The following is a 20,077-nucleotide window of genomic DNA, read 5'->3' as shown; positions in this document are numbered from 1 at the left end:
GGGATCACAGAAAAGCGTTTTTCCCGCGACATCGGCCGTTACAGGAAGCCGGACTGGGCCAGCTTTTCCAGCGTCAGGGTCGATGACGAGCCGTCATGGGCCTTGCCTTGCATCAGCCGCTCCAGATAGCGGGCGATTTGATCCACCTCCAGGTTCACCCTGTGGCCCGGTTTCCAGCGGGCTATGGTGGTCTCCTGGGCGGTGTGGGGCACTATGGTGAGGCGAAAGAGATCCCCCTGCACGGCGTTGACCGTCAGGCTGATGCCATCCACCGCAATCGAGCCCTTCTCGGCGATATAGCGAGAAAGTTCCTTTGGCGCCTTGATCCAGTACTCGATGGCGCGGCCGCTGCTGGACTTGCTCTTCACCTCGCCGATGCCATCCACGTGGCCCGAGACCAGGTGGCCACCGAGGCGGGAAGTCGGCATCAGCGCCTTCTCGAGGTTCACCGGATCCCCTACCTTGGCCTCGGCAAAGCCGGTGCGAGAGAGCGTCTCAAGGGAGACGTCGGCGGTGTAGCTCTTGTCCCCCAGGGCCACCACGGTCAGGCAGACGCCGTTGGTGGCGATGGAGTCGCCCAGTTTGACGTCGCCAAAGTCCAGGGTCGGGGCGTGGACGGTGAGGGCCATGTCATCCCCCTGGCGGCGCAGGGCCGCCAGGGTCCCCATGGCTTCGATAATTCCGGTAAACATGCAGATCACCTTGATGATGACGGGGCCGAATCGGCCCCGATAGACAGTGAAAAATCAGGCAATTTTCGCTGTGATGCGAATGTCCTGCCCCACCATACGCACATCCTTGAGCTGGAGCTTGGGAGCCTGGAACAGCTTGGTCAACTCCGGCAGGTGGAACAGGCCACGCCCCTCATCCCCCAAGAGCTTGGGTGCCTGATAGAGCACCAGCTCATCCACCAGCCCCTTGGCCAGCAGGGCGCCGCACAGCCTGGGGCCCGCCTCCACCAGCACAGAGTTGATGTTCTGCTTGGCCAGCAGCATGAAGAGGCTCACCAGATCCAGCTTGCCATCCAGCAGCGGCAGGGTCAGCTGCTGCACCCAGGCAGGCCAGTCCCCGTCGACCTTGTGACGGGCCAGCAGCACGGGGCTCTCGCTCTGGAACAGGGGCAGGTCCGGGGTGAGCCGGTTCTGGGAATCGACGATGACCCGCAGCGGCTGGCGCAGGGTCTCTTTGGGATAAACGGCCTTGACCGAGGCCGGCAGCTCGTCCCAGCGCACGGTCAGGGAGGCGCCGTCGGCCAGCACCGTCTCGGCGCTGGAGAGCACGGCATCGTGGCGGGCACGCAGCCGCTGCACGTCCCGGCGCGCCTCCGGGGAGGTGATCCACTGGCTCTCGCCGCTCGCCATGGCGGTGCGACCGTCCAGGCTGGCACCGAGCTTGACCGTCACCTGCGGGAAGGCGGTGCGCATCCGCTTGAAGAAGCCGGGGTTGAGGGCCTCGGCCTCGGCGCTGAGCAGGCCGAAGTCGGTCTTGATGCCCGCCTCGGAGAGCATACGCAGGCCACGCCCCCCCACCTGGGGATTGGGATCCACCATGGCGGCGACCACCCGGGTCACGCCGGCCTTGATCAGCGCCTCGGCGCAGGGAGGGGTGCGACCGTGATGGGAGCAGGGCTCCAGGGTCACATAGGCGGTGGCGCCACGGGCCTCTTCGCCGGCGGCATGCAGGGCATAGACCTCGGCATGGGGTTCACCGGCACGCTGGTGCCAGCCCTCCCCCACCACAACGCCGGCCTTCACCAGCACGGCGCCCACACAGGGATTGGGGGCCGTGGTGTAACGACCTCGGCGGGCCAGTTCGAGGGCCCGACTCATCCATTGGTAATCATCTTGACTAAACATCAGGGCTCCCGTTCAAAGCGAGAAAATGGGCGTTGTAGGTTCGATTAGCGCAGCGTAATCGGACATTGGGAAGCTTATTTCTCCAGCTTGGCGATCTCTTCGCCAAACTCGCGGATGTCTTCGAAGCTGCGATAGACGGAGGCGAAGCGGATATAGGCCACCTTGTCCAGGCTCTTGAGCTCATCCATCACCAGGTTGCCCACCAACTGGGAGGCGACTTCGCGCTCGCCGGTGGCACGCAGCCGGGATTTGATGTGATTGACCCCCTTTTCGATGGCCTCCATGCTCACCGGCCGCTTCTCCAGGGCCCGCAGTATGCCGGCACGCAGCTTGTCTTCATTGAAGGGCTCGCGGGAGCCGTTGGACTTGATGACACGGGGCATCACCAGCTCGGCCATCTCGAAGGTGGTGAAGCGCTCGTGGCAGAGCAGGCATTCACGACGGCGGCGCACCTGATGGCCTTCTGCCACCAGACGGGAGTCGATCACCTTGGTATCAACGGCACTACAGAAAGGGCAATGCATCTGACCTCCGGCGTTAACGGAAAAGGCACCTGCCCCACGGGGTCAGGATCTTGGCCGGCCAGTGTAGCACGGCCATACAAGGGCGGTAAAAAGCGGAAAAGCGTGATTTTTCTGCCCGTTATCACCAAGGGGCAGCTCAGTCGTCGTAAGGCAGGGTATCGGGATCGCAATCCAGAAAATCGGGGGCGGGATCGACCGTAAACTGCACCGCATCGATATAGTCATGACCCAGCATCAATGCCTTGCCGATCCGGTGCATGCCATCCATCACCCGACCGGCGCTGTCCAGAATAACTGGATAAGCGAGATCCGCCGCCATGATGAGCTGGCAATGCTCGACCACACTGCGCACCGTGGGGCTGGCGGCGTCATGGCCGTACCAGTGCACCTTGTCGAGTTCGGCAATCCGGCCGAGTGCCACCGCCTGCACCGGCAGGTCGCGACTCAGTCGCACCAACCGGCGCACGTCCCACGCCTGCAGGCCCTCGGGCGCCGGGCGAAAGTGATACTGGGCTCGGATGGACGAGATCGCCTCCTCGTCGGCGGTCCGGATCTGACTGGTCATCATGCCTCCTCTTTACTGTTGTTAAACACGGACTGTTACATAAGAGCAAGGCCCATGGGCCACGCTAGAAAAAACAATGCCACCCGAAGGTGGCATTGGTCTCAAACCAGGCTGTCTGGCCAATCAGGCATAGACAGGGAAACGGCGGCAGATGTCCAGCACCTTCTCGCGAACGGTGGCCAGCACGGCATCGTTGTCGTGGTTGTCCAGCACGTCGCAGATCCAGTTGGTCAGCTCGATGGACTCGGCTTCCTTGAAACCGCGGCGGGTGATGGCCGGGGTACCAATCCGCACACCTGAGGTGACGAAGGGGGAGCGCGGGTCGTTCGGCACCGAGTTCTTGTTGACCGTGATGTTGGCCTTGCCGAGGGCAGCGTCGGCGTCCTTACCGGTCAGCTCGCGGCCGATCAAATCAACCAGCATCAGGTGGTTGTCGGTACCGCCGGAGACGATCTTGTAACCGCGCTCCATGAAGGTGGCGGCCATGGCCTTGGCGTTCTTGACGACCTGGGCCTGATAAGTCTTGAACTCGGGCTCCAGTGCTTCCTTGAAGGCCACGGCCTTGCCAGCGATGACGTGCATCAGCGGGCCGCCCTGACCGCCCGGGAAGACGGCGGAGTTCAGCTTCTTGTACAGATCTTCGTCGTCGGCGGCGGAGAGGATCAGACCACCACGGGGACCGGCCAGGGTCTTGTGGGTGGTGGAGGTGACCACGTGGGCGTGGGGCACCGGGTTCGGGTAGACGCCTGCGGCAATCAGACCGGCCACGTGAGCCATGTCGACGAACAGGTAGGCACCGATCTTGTCGGCGATTTCGCGCATGCGGGCCCAGTCGACGATGCCGGAGTAGGCGGAGAAGCCACCTATCATCATCTTCGGCTTGTGCTCAACGGCCAGGCGCTCCATCTCGTCATAGTCGATCTTGCCGGACTCATCGATGCCGTAGGGGATGATGTTGTACAGCTTGCCGGAGAAGTTGACGGGGGAGCCGTGGGTCAGGTGACCGCCGTGGGCCAGGTTCATGCCCAGCACGGTGTCGCCCGGCTGCAGCAGGGCCATGTAGACGGCGCTGTTGGCCTGGGAGCCGGAGTGCGGCTGCACGTTGGCATAGGTGGCACCAAACAGTTCCTTGGCGCGCTCGATGGCCAGGGTTTCGACCACGTCGACGTACTCGCAACCACCGTAGTAACGCTTGGCCGGATAGCCTTCGGCGTACTTGTTGGTCAACTGGGAGCCCTGAGCTTCCATGACGCGGGGGCTGGTGTAGTTCTCAGACGCGATCAGCTCGATATGTTCTTCCTGACGACGGGTTTCGTCTGTGATGGCCTGCCACAGCTCTGGATCATAGCCGGCGATGGTCATGTCACGTTTCAACATCCGTTTATCTCCTGAAAATCGTTTGCGCGATAGGTGAAATGGGCCCGCGCATTGTAACGTGAGCTGGATCAAAGAGACAGTCCAACCACCCAAAAACTTGTTTATAAAATGTAAAATACCTCGCAGTTTTTGAAGCCGGGCGCCCCTCTTTCCTCTTTCCCCTCGCCAGGTCTGTGCCCCTCCCGCCGACTCGGCTCCTCCTGAGGCGCCCGGCGATCCTGTCTGGCCCACCCTCAGATCCCGCCCCGATGGAGGGCAAAAACCAGAGCCAGATCATGGATATAGCATTTACTAACAGATAACATCTTTAGACAGCACCGCGGTTGCGAAGCCTGGCAAGCGGCCATTGGTTGGCAACGGCAGGGCCCTTTGGCGCACAGGGTCGCACCAGAGCCCTGCGTTTGCCTCTCTCACCACAAGGGGGAACTCCACCATGGATCATCTGATGCTGTTCGTGATTGTCTCTGTCTTTGCCATCTTCTATTGGGTCTATTACACCGGCAGTCGCAAGGGTGCCTGCACCACCAACTGGGAGGCGCTGCCCACCCGGGAGCAGTACCTGGCGGCCCACCCCGAGGCCGTCGATGGGGATCTCATCTTCTGCATCCATTGCGGCCACCATCAGCAGCTCGAGGTGGGGGTGGTGCATCAGGCCGACTACCGGCGCCAGCACATCTGCCCTCGCTGCAAACAGGCGCTCTATCGCGTCGAGGAGTAGGTTGGCCTCGTCGCCGCCCACGATGCGCTCTCCTGGTGCTATCCGGTCAAAGCGCCCCCTTGAGTTTCCTTTATTTTTAAAGTCGTTAGAATCGGGAGCCATCAAGGCTCCCGATTGCCATCCACGGAGGAAAAATGCAGGAATTCATGGCTACCAGCGAACGCCGGGCCCAACTCTACTGGTGGTTCTCCACCCTGTTTGCTGCCGAACTCAGTGATGAGCAGATCGCCGAATATGACACCTATGACGTGCGAAGCTTCCTGAAAAGCCTCTCCACCCTGGATCCCATGCGCGAGGCGGTGGCGGAGCTCAACGAGGCCATCGCCCGCCTGCTGGTGCGCACCGATCGCCAGCTGGAGCTCGCCGCCGATTTTGCCGGCCTGTTTCTGGTGGATCCCAAGCAGGGGGCCCTGCCCTACGAATCGCTCTACCGGGGCGATGCCAAATTGCTGATGCAGGCCCCCATGGCCGAGATGCATGCTCGCCTCGATCGCCTCGGCATCAATGTCAGCGACAAGTACAAGGAGCCAGCCGATCACCTGGCCATCGAGCTGGATCTGATGGGCAACCTCATCATTCGCGCCGCCGAGGCGACCACTGCCGCCCAGCGGGAGAGCTGGCTCGGGGAGCAGGAAGCGCTGCTGCACGAGCATCTGCTCGCCTGGTTCCCGCGCTTCGAGGCCGCCTGCCACGCCGCCGACACCTTCGGTTTCTATGGCGCCTGCGCCCGTCTGCTGGGGGTCTTCCTCACCATGGATGCCAACTACCTCTCTCTGGTCAAACCGGCGCAGTCCGCCGACTAAGCCCGCGATGAAAACAGCCCTGCTTCTGATTGCATGCTGGCTGCTGGCCCTGATCCCGCTGGATCAGGGCCTGACCCCCCTCGCCGTCCTGCTGTTTCACCCGGACAGGGAACTGTACGGCGCCGCCCAGCTGACCGGCTTTGGCGGCATACTGCTCACCCTCTACCTTGCCAATCTCGGTGTCGAGGTGGTGCTGCGCCGCCGCTTCCAGATAGCGGGCATGCTGACCCTGCTGGTGGCCTGGGTGGACTTCATCAACAGCAGCGGCTGCGAGTCACACTTCCTGCTGCTCTACCTGCTGGCCCTGCCGTTCCACCTGCTCGGCTGGCTGGTGCTGGTGCGCGGCATTCAGGCATTCGGCCGCCAGAAAGGCTGACATCCCGTTGATTTACCATCATTCCCAGACTTTCTCTCCCTCTTGAAACTTCCTGCCATACTGACACAGTCGTCTAAATGACAAAGAAATCAATTCAGGAGCCTCCATGGAAAAAGTGCTACCCGAATCGGTTCAGACACTGCATTTGTCAGACCCGTTATCCCTTCATGAATGGCAACAACTGTTCGAGCTGGCACCCTTCGGGATAGGGGTCTTCGATCGTGACTTCAGGTGCCGTGGCGTCAACGGTATCTTCACCGAGCTGAGCGGTCTTGCGCAGGGGGATCACCTCGGCAAGACGCTGTTCGACATCACCCCGGCCCAGGCCCCCATGTTGCTCCCCCGGCTCAAGCAATTGCTCCATGGCGCCCCCCGGGCCGAGCTGGATCTCGGCTGTATCCATGTCTCCCGCCCCGGCGGGCCGAGGCGCTGGCAGATGAGCTGCAGCCCCCTGATGGACGCCGCAGGGATCTTCAATGGCATCTTCCTCATCGCCCGCGATCTCACCCAGGATCCCCGCGCCTACCTGGGCGTGACCCGCTTCACCGGGGAGATCCAGGAGGCAAGCAGCCAGCACGCACAGCGGCTCTACCAGGCGGAGGCCAGGCTCCACCACCTCTCCTATCACGACCCCCTCACCGATCTTGGCAATCGCAACCTGCTGCAGGAGCGGCTCGCACTGGAGATAGAGACGGCCCGGCTCAACCGACAACCCCTCGCCCTGCTGTTCATCGATCTCGACGGCTTCAAGCTGATCAACGACAACCTGGGGCACAGCGCCGGGGATCAGCTGCTCAAGCTGCTGGCACAGCGCATCCGCCACAGCCTGCGCTCGGGGGATCTCGCCACCCGGCTCGGCGCAGACGAGTTTCTGGTGCTGCTGCCCGACATCGGGCAGACCCAGGATCTGGTGGGGCTGATCGAGCGGCTGCAACACAGGCTCCACGATCCGGCCGACATAGGACAGGAGCGGGTGAGGCTCTCCGCCAGCATAGGCGTCGCCCTCTACCCGGATCATGGCCTGACCCCGGACAGCCTCATCAGTGCGGCGGACAATGCCATGCATGAGGCCAAGCGCCGGGGCCGCAACGGCCATCTGTTCTACTCCCCCGAGATGATGACGCAGATGAGGGAGCGGATGGCCCTGGAGCAGGGGCTGATCAAGGCCATGGAGCAACAGCAGTTCCGCCTGCTGTACCAACCCATGACGGATCTGGCCAATGACAGCCTCAGCGGCCTCGAGGCCCTGGTGCGCTGGCAGCACCCCAGAGAGGGCATGATCTCCCCCGCCCGCTTCATTCCGGTGGCCGAGGAGTGCGGCCTGATAGAGCAGTTGGGGGAATGGGTGATGCGCACCGCCTGCCAACAGGGACAGCGGTGGCTGGCGGAAGGGTTCGCCGTGCCCAGATTGTCCGTCAATGTGTCGGTCAGGGAGATGCGCTCCCCCGACTACGTGGACAGAGTCACCGCCATCCTGGCGCAGACCGGTTTCCCGGCAGAGCGGCTGGAGATAGAGGTCACCGAGAGCATCATCCAGAGCGTGGATCAGAGCCTGCGCCTCTTTACCCGCCTCAAGGCGCTGGGAGTGCAGATCGCCATCGACGACTTTGGCACCGGCTTCTCCTCCCTGAGCCTGCTCAAGAGCCTGCCCATAGACCGCATCAAGATAGACAGGGCCTTCGTACAGGCGCTGCCCGACGACAAGCACAGCCGGGAGCTGTGCCGCACCATAGTCAGCCTGGCCGACAGCCTCGGCATGGCGGTCACGGCGGAAGGCATAGAGACCCAGCCCCAGCGCCAGTTCCTGCAGTCTCTGCGCTGCGAGGAGGGCCAGGGCTACCTGTTCAGCCACCCACTGTCAGAACCCCACATGACCTCCATGCTCGCCCCCCAGCGCTGACGACGGCCGCCTCAAGGGATCCAGTGAAGAAGGGAGCACCAGGCTCCCTTCTTTTTATTCCCTTCAGCTTGATCCCGTCAGGGCCTGCTCACAGGCTCCCCTCCTCCTCTCGTCGCTATCCAAAAGTCTAATTGCCCTCCCGTGCCAAAGGTATAAGTTGTTACTCAATCATTACAAAAATGTATTCACAGGAGTGAGAGATGAGCGAGAGCAAGGTCTATCCGGTCAAGGCCCACATAGGTAGCGACGCCCTGCTGGACAAGGAAGGTTATGAAGCCATGTACTTGGCGTCGGTGCAGAACCCGGACGCCTTCTGGGGGGAGCAGGGCAAGATCCTCGACTGGATGACCCCCTACACCCGTGTCAAGAACACCTCCTACGATCCGGGCCACGTCTCCATCAAGTGGTACGAGGATGGCCTGCTCAACGTGTCGGCCAACTGCCTGGATCGCCACTTGGCCCAACGCGGTGACAAGGTCGCTATCATCTGGGAAGGGGACAACCCGGCCGAGGATCGCAAGCTCACCTATCGCGAGCTCCACACCGAGGTGTGCAAGTTTGCCAACGTGCTCAAAGCCCAGGGGGTCAAGCGCGGTGACATGGTCTGCCTCTACATGCCCATGGTGCCTGAGGCGGCCATCGCCATGCTGGCCTGTACCCGCATCGGCGCGGTGCACAGCATCGTCTTCGGCGGCTTCTCGCCGGAGGCGCTCTCGGGTCGCATCATAGACTCGGGTTCCTCCATCGTCATCACAGCCGACGAGGGCCTGCGCGGTGGCCGCCCCATCCCCCTCAAGAAGAACGTGGACGAGGCGCTCACCCACCCGGATACCAAGGTCAGCAAGGTGATCGTCCTCAAGCGCACCGGCGGCAAGGTCGCCTGGCATGACCACAGGGACATCTGGTGGCACGACGCCGTCGCCGCTGCCAGTCCGGATTGCCCGCCCGAAGCCATGGGCGCCGAGGATCCCCTGTTCGTGCTCTACACCTCGGGCTCCACCGGCAAGCCCAAGGGGGTGCTGCACACCACGGGCGGCTACCTGGTCTATGCCGCCCTCACCTTCAAGTACGTGTTCGACTATCACGAGGAGGACATCTACTGGTGTACCGCCGACGTGGGCTGGGTCACGGGCCACTCCTATCTGGTCTACGGGCCGCTCGCCAACGGCGCCACCACCCTGATGTTCGAAGGGGTGCCAAACTACCCGGCCACCAACCGCATGAGCCAGGTGGTGGACAAGCACCAGGTCAGCATCCTCTATACCGCACCCACCGCCATCCGCGCCCTGATGGCCAAGGGCAAGGAGGCCATCGAAGGCACCTCCCGCCAGAGCCTGCGCATCATGGGATCTGTGGGGGAACCCATCAACCCGGAAGCCTGGGAGTGGTACTACCGCACCATAGGGGACGAGCGCTGCCCCATAGTCGACACCTGGTGGCAGACCGAGACCGGCGGCATCCTGATAAGCCCGCTGCCCGGCGTCACCGCCCTCAAGCCCGGCTCCGCCACCCGTCCCTTCTTCGGAGTGCAGCCAGCCCTGGTGGACAACCTGGGCGAGCCGCTGGAGGGCGCCACCGAGGGCAACCTGGTGATCACCGACTCCTGGCCTGGCCAGATGCGCACCGTGTTTGGCGATCACGAGCGCTTCGAGCAGACCTACTTCTCCACCTTCCCGGGCCGCTACTTCACCGGCGACGGTGCCCGTCGCGACGAGGATGGCTACTACTGGATCACAGGTCGGGTGGATGATGTACTCAACGTCTCCGGCCACCGCATGGGCACCGCCGAAATCGAGTCGGCCCTGGTGGCCCATCCGAAGATCGCCGAGGCGGCCGTGGTGGGGGTGCCCCACGAGATCAAGGGTCAGGGCATCTACGCCTATGTCACCCTGATCGCCGGGGAGGAGCCGAGCCGGGAGCTGCACAAGGAGGTGAAGGAGTGGGTGCGCAAGGAGATAGGCGCCATCGCCACCCCGGATGTGATCCACTGGGCCGAGGGGCTGCCGAAGACCCGCTCCGGCAAGATCATGCGCCGGATATTGCGCAAGATCGCCACCGGCGAGACCGACAGCCTGGGGGATATCTCCACCCTGGCGGATCCGGGCGTCGTGGACAAACTTATCCGCGAGAAGTCGGAAGCGGCATGATCATGCGTTCCATCATGCAGCGCAAGATCGCCACCGGCGAGACCGACAGCCTGGGGGATATCTCCACCCTGGCGGATCCGGGTGTCGTGGACAAGCTTATCCGCGAGAAGTCGGAAGCGGCCTGAGTCCTTCCCCCCTCTCACGACAAAGCCGGCCTTGTGCCGGCTTTGTCGTGTCTGGAAAGCCCAAAGAGGCGGATGCTGCGGCAGAGCGGCTCCAAGCGCAAAGGTGCTCAATAAATGGGCAGATGTAGAGATTAGACCAGTAAAATGCTGCTAATTTTCACGAAATCAATATAATTGCGAAATCTGTGTGCCAGGGCACACCGAATTGTGCAGAAAGTGGCTAGATTTTTGGTGGTCCACAGATAGCTGATAGATAGCAGCATAATCATCGAGGATGTACTCAATATGTCGCAACATCACCGAATCCTCCTGCTCAACGGCCCCAACCTGAATCTGCTGGGCAAGCGGGAGCCGGGAATCTACGGCAGCAAGACGCTCGATGAGATCGTCGCCGATCTGAGCCAGTACGCCAACGAACTCGGTGTCACCCTGGAACACCTGCAATCCAATGCCGAACATGAGTTGGTCGGCCGCATCCATCAGGCCATGGGCCAGGTGGATTTTATCATCATCAACCCGGCCGCCTTCACCCACACCAGCGTCGCCCTGCGCGATGCCCTGCTGGGCGTGGCCATCCCCTTTATCGAGGTTCACCTGTCAAACGTTCATGCCAGGGAACCCTTCCGCCATCACTCCTATCTGTCTGATGTCGCCAAGGGGGTCATTTGTGGGCTGGGTGCCGATGGCTACCAATTCGCTTTAACCGCGGCCGTGCATCAGTTGCGCGCGGCTTGATAATCACTGATCAGATAAAGAAGAAAGAGAATGCTAATGGATATCCGCAAAATCAAGAAGCTGATTGAACTGGTTGAAGAGTCCGGCATCGCCGAGCTGGAAATCTCCGAAGGGGAAGAGTCCGTTCGCATCAGCCGTAATTTCTCCGGCCAGGTTAGCGTTGCCCCGCAGATGATGATGCAGCCGGCACAGGTTCAACAAGCCGCCGCTCCGGTCGCCGCTGCCGCCCAGGCCGCCGCCCCTGCTGCCGATGCCGCCCCGAGTGGCCATCTGATGCGCTCCCCCATGGTGGGCTCCTTCTACCGCTCCTCCAGCCCGGAAGCCAAGCCGTTCGTGGAAGTCGGTCAGCACGTCAATGTCGGCGACACCCTGTGCATCGTCGAAGCCATGAAAATGATGAACCAAATCGAGTCTGACAAGGCCGGTGTGATCAAAGCGATCCTGGTTGAAAATGGTCAGGCCGTCGAATTTGACGAGCCGCTGTTCATCATCGAATAAGGGAAGACGCCACCCATGTTGGACAAAGTAGTCATCGCCAACCGCGGTGAAATTGCCCTGCGGATCCTGCGCGCCTGCAAAGAGCTCGGGATCAAGACAGTGGCCGTTCACTCCACTGCCGATCGGGAGCTCAAGCATGTGCTCCTGGCCGACGAAACCATCTGTATCGGCAAACCCGCCAGCGGTGAGTCCTACCTCAACGTGCCGGCCATCATCGCCGCCGCCGAGGTGACCGGGGCCGTCGCCATCCACCCGGGCTACGGCTTCCTCTCCGAGAACGCCGACTTTGCCGAAGTGGTCGAGAAATCCGGCTTCATCTTCATAGGCCCGCGCGCCGAGACCATTCGCCTGATGGGTGACAAGGTTTCCGCCATCGAGGCGATGAAGAAGGCGGGCGTACCCTGCGTACCCGGCTCCGACGGCCCGGTGGACAACGATGCCAAGCGCAACGCCACCATCGCCAAGCGGATCGGCTACCCCGTGATCATCAAGGCCGCCGGTGGCGGTGGTGGTCGTGGCATGCGCGTGGTGCGCAACGAGTCGGAGCTGGCCGCCGCCATCGCCCTGACCAAATCCGAAGCGGGCCAGTTCTTCAAGAACGACATGGTCTACATGGAGAAATACCTGGAGAACCCGCGCCACATCGAGATCCAGGTGCTGGCAGACGGCCAGGGCACCGCCCTCTACCTGGGTGAGCGGGACTGCTCCATGCAGCGCCGTCACCAGAAGGTGGTGGAAGAGGCGCCGGCACCCGGCATCACCGAAGAGATGCGCAAGTTCATCGGTGAGCGCTGCGTGCGCGCCTGTCTCGAGATCGGCTACCGCGGTGCGGGCACCTTCGAGTTCCTGTACGAGAACGGCGAGTTCTACTTCATCGAGATGAACACCCGGATCCAGGTCGAGCACCCGGTCACCGAGATGGTCACCGGCGTGGATCTCATCAAGGAGCAGCTGCGCATCGCCGCCGGCCAGCCCCTGTCGATCACCCAGCAGGACATCCGTCTTCGTGGCCATGCCATCGAGTGCCGGATCAATGCCGAGGATCCGGCCACCTTCATGCCATCTCCTGGCCTCATCCAGCGCTTCCACGCGCCGGGCGGTCTGGGCGTGCGCTGGGAATCCCACATTTATGCGGGTTACAAGGTGCCCCCCTACTACGACTCCATGATCGGCAAGCTGATCTGTTACGGCGAGAACCGTGACATCGCCATCGCCCGCATGCGTCACTCTCTCGACGAGCTGGTGGTGGAAGGGATCAAGACCAACATCGCCCTGCAAAAAGAGATCATGAAGGACGAGAACTTCCAGCACGGTGGTACCAATATCCACTATCTGCACAAGAAGTTGGGTCTGTAAGAGGTGCCAGGACCCGATAACTTGCCGCACGGTGGCAGCACAAACAGCCACTACCTGCACAAGAAGCTGGGTCTGTAAGGACTCTTCAACAGAGATTGTCCGGTCCCTCCGGATCGGCAACGAAAAAAGGGCCATGGCGACATGGCCCTTTTTTGTTATCCTTGCGCCCCTCAAAATTGTCGGAGGCCAAGGTGAATCGTTTCGCGCTCGCCCGTCGGGAAGCAGCCCTCTGCCTGCTGCTGACCCTGCTCTATTTCGTTGCCTGGTATGGCACCGCTTATCTCATCCCGGAAGAGCTGGAACTCTGGGATATGCCGCTCTGGTTCCTGCTCAGCTGCATGTTGATGCCACTGCTGTTCATCGGTCTGTGCGCGCTCATGGTGGATCGCCTGTTCGTCGACATTCCTCTGGACACCGAGGAGCCTCCCCATGAATCCTGAGCCGAGCTGTGGCCCCATGACCCCCCCGGTTGAGCGGGATCAACCTGTCTATCGACACCCCTCTCGACACCGAGGAATCTCTCCATGAATCTTGAGCTGATGCTGCCGCTCTTCATTTATCTGGTGCTGGTGCTGGGGGTCGGCTTCTGGGCCGGTCGCCACCGCGCCGGGGGTGACTTCGTGCAGGAGTACTTCATCGGCAACCGCAGCATGGGCGGCCTGGTGCTGGCCATGACCCTGGTGGCCACTTACACCTCGGCATCGTCCTTCATCGGCGGGCCGGGCGCCGCCTACAAGATAGGCCTGGGCTGGGTGCTGCTGGCGATGATCCAACTGCCCACCGTCTGGCTCACCCTGGGGGTGCTTGGCAAGAAGTTCGCCATCATAGCCCGCCGGGTCAATGCGGTGACCATCAACGACATGCTGTGGGCCCGCTACCGTAGCAAGTGGGTGGTGGTGCTGGGCTCGGTGACCATCATCCTCGCCTTTATCGCCACCATGGTGGTGCAGTTTATCGGCGGCGCCCGCCTGCTGGAGACGGCCACCGGCCTCAGCTACCAGCAGGGGCTCTTCCTGTTTGCCAGCTGCGTGCTGCTCTACACCATCATCGGCGGCTTTCGCGCCGTGGTGATGACGGATGCCCTGCAGGGGATCATCATGCTGATCGGCACCGGCGCCTTGCTGGCGGGGATCCTGATTGCCGGTGACGGCCTGCCGAACCTTATCCACCAGCTCAGGGAGATCGATCCCAAACTGGTGAGCCCGACCGGCGCCGGCGACATGCTGACCCAGCCCTTCATGTTGAGCTTCTGGATCCTGGTCTGCGTCGGTGTGGTGGGGCTGCCCCACTCCGCCCTGCGCTGCTTCGGCTATCGCGACAGCAAGGCGCTGCACAGAGGCATCCTCATCGGCACCGTGGTCAGCGCCCTGCTGATGCTGGGCATGCATCTGGCCGGTGCCCTGGGGCGCGCCATCCTGCCCGGCATGGACAGCCCGGACAAGATCATGCCCTCCCTGATGATGGAGGTGCTGCCCCCCTGGCTGGCGGGGGTCTTCCTGGCGGCGCCGATGGCGGCCATCATGTCCACCATCGACTCCCAGCTGATCCAGGCCTCGGCGACCCTGGTGAAGGATCTCTACCTCAACTACCTCAATCCTCGCCAAGAGAAGCTGGAGGTACGCATTCCCCGCCTCTCCCTGCTCTGCACCCTGATCCTCGGCACCCTGGTGCTGTTGGCGGCGTTGCAGCCCCCCGAGATGATCATCTGGCTCAACCTGCTCGCCTTCGGCGGCCTGCAGGCGGTCTTCCTCTGGCCCCTGGTGCTCGGCCTCTACTGGTCGCGGGCTAATGGCCCAGGGGCACTGGCCAGCATGGTGTCCGGCATCGTCTGTTATGGCGTGCTGAGTCAGTGGGGGATCAAGCTGGCCGGCCTGCACGCCATAGTGCCGAGCCTGGGGCTGGGACTGGCTGCCTTCGTGGTGGTCAGCCTGCTGACACCGCCACCCGACCAGAGCGTGCGGCGATTGTTTGAGCAGCAGTAACAAATAGATTAATAAAGGGTTCCAAAACTATCCCCAAATGGGTGTTTTGCGGGTAAACTGTGCGCCAAGTCACAAAACGCCGCCCCCTTATGCCAGTAGAGAACGCCAGAAAGATCCTGACTCATGCCCTGCAGCGACTCGGTTATGCCCTGTTGTTGCCGGTCTCCATACTGCCACTGGCGGCCCTGCTCTATCGGCTCGGTCAGCCGGATGTGCTGGATCTGGCGGTGCTCTCCCTCACGGGGCGCGCCCTGTTCAGCCAGATGCCGCTCATCTACGCGGTGGCCATCGCCTTCGGCCTGAGCCGGCAGGGAGAGGGCTCCCAGGCGCTGGCCGGGGCGGTCAACTTCCTGCTGCTGAGTTCGGCACTGGGCACCCTGGCCCCCGGCCTGCATGCGGACATGATCTGCGGCCTGCTGGCGGGCATGACCACGGCCATCGTCTACCCCTGGGTAAAGCGGCACACACTGTCGGGCTGGTTGCAGAGAGTGCATGGGGACTTTCTCTGCCTGTTCGCCTCGGCGCTCAGTTGCCTGTTGCTGGCCTTCCCCCTCTCCCTGTTATGGCCCCTGCTGGAGCAGGGCATCACGCTGCTGGCCTCAGAGCTGCTCACCACCCCGCTGGGGGCCTTCTGCTATGGTGTGCTGAACCGGCTGCTGATCCCCCTCGGCCTGCACCAGGTGCTGGGCAGCCTCATCGGCCTTGGCGAGAGCAACCTGCAAGCCCTCGCTACCGCCCAGCCACTGCATGAAGGCTATGTGGCTGGCCTCTACCCCATCATCATGTTCGGCCTGCCCGGCGCCTGTTTTGCCATCTGGCTCCATCGCCAGCGGATGCAGCGTCTGCCACAGGGGGGCCTGTTGCTCACCCTGGCGCTCACCTCGGCGCTGGTGGGGATCACCGAACCCATCGAATTCCTGTTCGCCTTCACCGCCCCCTGGCTGTTCCTGGCCCACGCCCTGCTGACCGGGCTGTCGCTCGCCATCTGCAGCGGCCTCGGCATCCAGGTGGGCAGTTACTTCTCCGCCGGCCTGCTGGATCTGGTGCTCAGCTATCAATCCGGCGAGCACAGCTTCTGGCTCATTCCGGTCGGCATACTGTTCTTCGTCACCTATACCCTGCTGTTCTATCAACTGCTGGAGCGGGCCCCCCTCAGCCTGCCGAGCAAGCCCATCGCCAAAGAGCATCCACGGCTGGCGAGCGTCGCCCCCTCTGATCCCCAGATGCTGGCGATCCAGTACCTCAAGGTGCTGGGGGGCATGGACAACCTGCAAGCCATGAGCGTCTGCCTGACCCGCCTCAGCCTGCGGGTGCGGGAGATGGCCCAGGTGGATCAGTCCCGTCTGCTGGCGCTGGGTTGCCTCTCCTGGATCCAGCTCAACGATCATCAGCTGGTGCTGGTGCTAGGCCCCAATGCCAGCCTGGTCGAGGGGCAGATCCGCATGCTGGCGGAGCGCCAATCTGTGCCACTCGGCCTCAAGCCCAACCAGGAGTCCGCCAGCCAGAACAACTGGTAGCCTCAGGGGAACGGCAGCCGCTCGGCGACAAAGTCCATCAGGCTGCGCAGGGCGGGCGCCAGATGCTCGCGACTCGGATAGATGAGATAGAAGGGGTTGGGCGGTATGGAGTGATCCGGCAACACCTTCAGCAGGCGCCCCGCCGCCAGGTCGCCCCGGCAGACGTGATCCGGCAACAGGGCGATTCCCCCTTCGTGCAGTGCCAGCTCCCTCAGCGCCAGCAGGCTGTTGCTGAGGCAGGCCCCCTGCGGCCGCCAGCCGCCTTCCAGCAGTGGCCACACCGGCAGCGACGTGTGCACCAGGCAGGCATGGCCCCCCAGCTCAGTCAGTTGCTGCGGCGTGCCCTGGCTCGCCAGATAACCGGGGGCCGCCACCAGATGGCGCGCCACCTGGCCGATGCGCCGGCAGATGAGGCTGGAATCTTTGAGCGGCGCCGCCCGCAGCGCCAGATCGTAACCCTCCCCCACTAGATCCAACTGCTCGTCACTCAAGGTCAGCTCCAGCACCACCTCTGGGTAGAGGGCACGAAACTCTGCCAGGATCCGGCCAAGCAGCAGGGTGCCGGTCGCCTCGGGGGCGGTGATCCGCACCCGACCCGCCGGGGCCGAGCGTAGCCTGGCCATGGCCAGATTGGCGCTTCTCGCCAGGGCCAGCAGGGCCTGGCACTGTTCCACATAGACCTCCCCCTGCGGGGTCAGGCTGAGCCTGCGGGTGGTGCGCTGCAACAGCCGCACCCCCAGCTGGCTTTCGAGGCGCGAGATCTTCTGGCTCACCGAGGACTTGGGCATGCCGAGCACTTCGGCCGCCCCGGTAAAACTGCCCTGCTCCACCACGGTAGCGAACAGCCCCATCAACTCCAGTTCGACATTGTTCATATATACAAACAGTCTGTCCCAATTACCCATCTTAATCGGAATAATCAACCAGACTAGACTCGCTGGCAATCCCACTCATACCGATTTGAAAGGAACTGTCATGAAAGCCATCGCCCTCACCCATTATCTGCCAAGCGATCACCCCCACTGCTTCATCGAGACCGAGCTGCCGGATCCGACCCCGGGCCCGCGAGACCTGCTGGTACGGGTCAAGGCCACCTCCATCAACCCGGTGGACACCAAGGTGCGTGCCCCCAAGGCCAAGGTAGAGAGCAACCCGCGGGTGCTGGGCTGGGATGCGGTCGGTGAGGTCGTAGCCGTGGGCAGCGAGGTGACCCTGTTCAAGGCGGGGGACAGGGTCTGGTATGCCGGCGACATCAGCCGCTCCGGCAGCAACAGCGCCCTGCAACTGGTGGATGAGCGCATCGCCGCCCTCGCCCCCAAGACCCTGAGCGATCTGGAAGCCGCCGCCCTGCCGCTGACCGCCATCACCGCCTGGGAAACCCTGTTCGAGCGCATCGGCCTCACCAGCGAAAGTACCGGGCGACTGCTTGTCATAGGTGGCGCCGGCGGCGTCGGTTCCATCGCCATCCAGCTGGCCCGCCAGCTCACCAGGATGGAGGTGATCGCCACCGCCTCCCGGCCTGAAACCCGTGACTGGTGCCTGGCCATGGGCGCCCACCAGGTAGTGAGTCATCACAAGCTGCAGGAAGAGCTGGCCGGCCTTGGCATCAGCCAGCTCGATGCCATCTTCTGCACCAATGCCACCGAGCAGCACTGGGCCGCCATGGCGAGCCTCATTCGCCCCTTCGGTCACATCTGCACCATCGCCGAATCCAGCGAGCCCTGGGATCTGGGCCTGCTCAAGGCCAAGAGCGTCACCTTCAGCCAGGAGTTCATGTTTACCCGCTCCCTGTTCCAAACCCCGGACATGATCGAGCAGCACCAGCTGCTCGGCCGGGTCGCCGCCCTGCTGGACCAAGGGGTGCTCAAGAGCACGCTCACTCGCACCCTGCCCGAACTGACCCCGGCCAGCCTGGCACAGGCCCATCGCGAGCTGGAGGCGGGCCGCATGGTGGGCAAGCTGGTGATCGACATGAGCGGCTTCGCCAGCTGAGGCCCTTGCCGCCAGGGAGCCCGCGCAGCCATGCGCTCTATTCCCTTATAGGTAAAAAATGCACCATCATGGGGTGAGATCACCAGTGACAAGCCCCAAGAGTGCACAGCCCCGCAGCCTATCTGGGCCCCTGACAGATCCTTCCCCCGAAAAAACCATAAAAAAAGAGGCCATCCCGCCGGGATGGCCCTCAAAACCTGAACGTTGGGGTAACAATCACACACATATCCTTATGCAGGACATGTGGAACTTTGCAGATTGCGTGCCAATCTCTGCTTTTACCCGCAAAATGACCGCTTTTCAGCGCGCCGGCATAAAAAAAGCCACCCTAAGGTGGCTGAAAAAGATGACGGAACTTCATAGAGCAAAGCATTCAGCGGGAACAAGTTGCTTCCCGTCACCCAGTAAGGAATACATTAACCGTGCCAACTTGGCAGAGTTGCCTTCCTTCCCCATCCCATCATGGGCAAACCACGACAGCACAGACCCATGATGATAGAATCCCGCGGTTTCACATTTATGAAGAGTCGACCCCATGCCCTGGATACAAATTCGAATCAACGCCACCGCCAAGACCGCGGACAAGGTGAGCAACATGCTGCTGGGGCGTGGAGCCCAGGCGGTGACCTTTATGGATGCCCAGGATGTGCCCGTCTACGAGCCCCTGCCTGGTGAAACGCCGCTCTGGGGCGAGACCGAGGTGATGGGGCTGTTCGATGCCGAAACCGACCCGGCTCCCACCATCGCCTTCTTCCAGCAGATCTTCGGGGAAGACGTCGGCTACAAGGTCGAGCAGCTGGAAGACAAGGACTGGGTGCGCGAGTGGATGGATCACTTCCACCCCATGCAGTTCGGCGAGCGCCTCTGGATCTGCCCGAGCTGGCGCGACGTGCCGAACCCCGATGCGGTCAACGTCATGCTGGATCCGGGCCTGGCCTTCGGTACCGGCACCCACCCCACCACGGCGCTCTGCCTGCAGTGGCTGGACGGGCTGGATCTGGCCGGCAAGACGGTGGTCGACTTCGGTTGCGGCTCCGGCATCCTCGGTATCGCCGCCCTCAAACTCGGTGCCGCCCGCGTCATCGGCATCGACATAGACCCGCAGGCCATCCAGGCCAGCCATGACAACGCCGAACGTAACGGCGTCGCCGGCCAGATCGAGCTCTACCTGCCGGCCGACCAGCCGCAAGACGTCGAGGCGGACGTGGTGGTGGCCAACATACTGGCTGGCCCGCTGCGGGAGCTGGCGCCGCTTATCGCCGGCCACGGCAAGCCCGGCAGCCTGATGGCCCTCTCTGGCGTGCTGGAGAGCCAGGCCCCGGAGCTGGAGACCATCTACGGTCAGTGGTTCGACATGGACCCGACCGCGGTGAAGGAAGAGTGGTGCCGCCTCTCAGGCCGCAAGCACGGCTGATAGCAACAGGCTGCCAGCTTATCGACCGCAAACATGGCTGATAGCAATGTCATCCTGCAGAACGACAAGGGCACCCCAGGGCTGTCTCTTGATCACAACTGTTGATGCGCAAGAGACTGAGCCAGTTCATAGCCTTCAAGGAGGGTCTCTAACCTAAACCAGCCCTCCCATAACACCGCTATCGAGGCTCGC

General features: G+C 62.6%; 20 protein-coding genes. 14 read left to right on the top strand and 6 right to left on the bottom strand.

Features of this window, described 5'->3' with window-relative positions; genetic code table 11:
• Positions 1-38 precede the first annotated feature (38 nt).
• The 5 genes from ACB030_RS07750 to glyA all read right to left on the bottom strand — a co-directional run bounded on the left by ACB030_RS07750 (position 39) and on the right by glyA (position 4,322).
• The gene (locus ACB030_RS07750) at positions 39-692 is read right to left on the bottom strand and encodes a riboflavin synthase (protein ID WP_371158877.1); all 654 of its coding nucleotides are present in this window, start codon (positions 690-692) and stop codon (positions 39-41) included.
• 54 nt (positions 693-746) lie between these two features.
• Positions 747-1,856, bottom strand: coding sequence for a bifunctional diaminohydroxyphosphoribosylaminopyrimidine deaminase/5-amino-6-(5-phosphoribosylamino)uracil reductase RibD (gene ribD, locus ACB030_RS07745; protein WP_371158876.1), 1,110 nt, complete (start codon positions 1,854-1,856; stop codon positions 747-749).
• Between the two features lie 74 nt (positions 1,857-1,930).
• A complete protein-coding gene (nrdR, locus tag ACB030_RS07740) occupies positions 1,931-2,380 on the bottom strand; it encodes a transcriptional regulator NrdR (protein ID WP_025326027.1) in 450 nt (149 codons plus the stop codon).
• A gap of 136 nt (positions 2,381-2,516) precedes the next feature.
• Positions 2,517-2,945 carry a hypothetical protein gene (locus ACB030_RS07735; RefSeq protein WP_371158875.1) on the bottom strand — a complete coding sequence of 143 codons (429 nt, stop codon included), beginning with the start codon at positions 2,943-2,945 and terminating at the stop codon, positions 2,517-2,519.
• A gap of 123 nt (positions 2,946-3,068) precedes the next feature.
• Positions 3,069-4,322 (bottom strand): serine hydroxymethyltransferase, encoded by a 1,254-nt coding sequence (glyA, locus tag ACB030_RS07730; protein ID WP_371158874.1) that lies wholly within the window; start codon positions 4,320-4,322, stop codon positions 3,069-3,071.
• Positions 4,323-4,755: 433 nt separating this feature from the next.
• On the opposite strand from glyA, the gene ACB030_RS07725 reads away from it, so the two are divergent.
• The 12 genes from ACB030_RS07725 (at position 4,756) to ACB030_RS07670 (ending at position 16,479) form a co-directional block, all read left to right on the top strand.
• Positions 4,756-5,040, top strand: a complete 285-nt coding sequence (locus tag ACB030_RS07725; RefSeq protein ID WP_371158873.1) for a hypothetical protein — start codon at positions 4,756-4,758, stop codon at positions 5,038-5,040.
• A gap of 134 nt (positions 5,041-5,174) precedes the next feature.
• The gene (gene torD / locus ACB030_RS07720) at positions 5,175-5,843 is read left to right on the top strand and encodes a molecular chaperone TorD (protein ID WP_371158872.1); all 669 of its coding nucleotides are present in this window, start codon (positions 5,175-5,177) and stop codon (positions 5,841-5,843) included.
• 7 nt (positions 5,844-5,850) lie between these two features.
• Positions 5,851-6,219: a hypothetical protein gene (locus ACB030_RS07715; protein ID WP_371158871.1), complete on the top strand. Its 369-nt coding sequence runs from the start codon at positions 5,851-5,853 to the stop codon at positions 6,217-6,219.
• Positions 6,220-6,325: 106 nt separating this feature from the next.
• Positions 6,326-8,119, top strand: a complete 1,794-nt coding sequence (locus ACB030_RS07710) for a putative bifunctional diguanylate cyclase/phosphodiesterase (RefSeq protein WP_371158870.1) — start codon at positions 6,326-6,328, stop codon at positions 8,117-8,119.
• Between the two features lie 200 nt (positions 8,120-8,319).
• The gene (gene acs / locus ACB030_RS07705) at positions 8,320-10,266 is read left to right on the top strand and encodes an acetate--CoA ligase (protein WP_319912690.1); all 1,947 of its coding nucleotides are present in this window, start codon (positions 8,320-8,322) and stop codon (positions 10,264-10,266) included.
• Positions 10,263-10,391: an acetyl-CoA synthetase gene (locus ACB030_RS07700; protein WP_080741157.1), complete on the top strand. Its 129-nt coding sequence runs from the start codon at positions 10,263-10,265 to the stop codon at positions 10,389-10,391. Before acs ends, ACB030_RS07700 begins: the two co-directional genes overlap by 4 nt.
• Positions 10,392-10,676: 285 nt before the next feature.
• A complete protein-coding gene (aroQ, locus tag ACB030_RS07695; RefSeq protein ID WP_005326561.1) occupies positions 10,677-11,126 on the top strand; it encodes a type II 3-dehydroquinate dehydratase in 450 nt (149 codons plus the stop codon).
• A gap of 36 nt (positions 11,127-11,162) precedes the next feature.
• Positions 11,163-11,624 (top strand): acetyl-CoA carboxylase biotin carboxyl carrier protein, encoded by a 462-nt coding sequence (gene accB, locus ACB030_RS07690; RefSeq protein WP_025326015.1) that lies wholly within the window; start codon positions 11,163-11,165, stop codon positions 11,622-11,624.
• 15 nt (positions 11,625-11,639) lie between these two features.
• Positions 11,640-12,980: an acetyl-CoA carboxylase biotin carboxylase subunit gene (gene accC / locus ACB030_RS07685; RefSeq protein ID WP_025326014.1), complete on the top strand. Its 1,341-nt coding sequence runs from the start codon at positions 11,640-11,642 to the stop codon at positions 12,978-12,980.
• Between the two features lie 191 nt (positions 12,981-13,171).
• The gene (locus ACB030_RS07680) at positions 13,172-13,420 is read left to right on the top strand and encodes a YhdT family protein (RefSeq protein ID WP_371158869.1); all 249 of its coding nucleotides are present in this window, start codon (positions 13,172-13,174) and stop codon (positions 13,418-13,420) included.
• An 84-nt stretch (positions 13,421-13,504) separates the two neighbouring features.
• The gene (gene panF, locus ACB030_RS07675) at positions 13,505-14,962 is read left to right on the top strand and encodes a sodium/pantothenate symporter (RefSeq protein WP_371158868.1); all 1,458 of its coding nucleotides are present in this window, start codon (positions 13,505-13,507) and stop codon (positions 14,960-14,962) included.
• Positions 14,963-15,051: 89 nt separating this feature from the next.
• Complete coding sequence (locus tag ACB030_RS07670) at positions 15,052-16,479, top strand: PTS transporter subunit EIIC (protein ID WP_371158867.1); 1,428 nt, start codon at positions 15,052-15,054, stop codon at positions 16,477-16,479.
• A gap of 2 nt (positions 16,480-16,481) precedes the next feature.
• On the opposite strand, the gene ACB030_RS07665 is transcribed toward ACB030_RS07670, so the two are convergent.
• Entirely contained in the window at positions 16,482-17,354 is an 873-nt protein-coding gene (locus tag ACB030_RS07665; protein ID WP_371158866.1) for a LysR family transcriptional regulator, read from the bottom strand.
• 100 nt (positions 17,355-17,454) lie between these two features.
• Here ACB030_RS07665 and ACB030_RS07660 point away from each other — a divergent pair, with 100 nt between their 5' ends.
• On the top strand, positions 17,455-18,471 hold the full coding sequence (locus tag ACB030_RS07660) for a zinc-binding alcohol dehydrogenase family protein (RefSeq protein WP_371158865.1): 1,017 nt from the start codon (positions 17,455-17,457) through the stop codon (positions 18,469-18,471).
• A gap of 535 nt (positions 18,472-19,006) precedes the next feature.
• A complete protein-coding gene (prmA, locus tag ACB030_RS07655) occupies positions 19,007-19,885 on the top strand; it encodes a 50S ribosomal protein L11 methyltransferase (protein WP_005317670.1) in 879 nt (292 codons plus the stop codon).
• Positions 19,886-20,077 lie beyond the last annotated feature (192 nt).

It is taken from the genome of Aeromonas sp. S16(2024), from assembly GCF_041403065.1.
In the GTDB taxonomy this organism is placed as follows: domain Bacteria; phylum Pseudomonadota; class Gammaproteobacteria; order Enterobacterales; family Aeromonadaceae; genus Aeromonas.
Note: the sequence above shows the minus strand (reverse complement) of the source record. Positions and strands in the feature narration are given on the sequence as shown.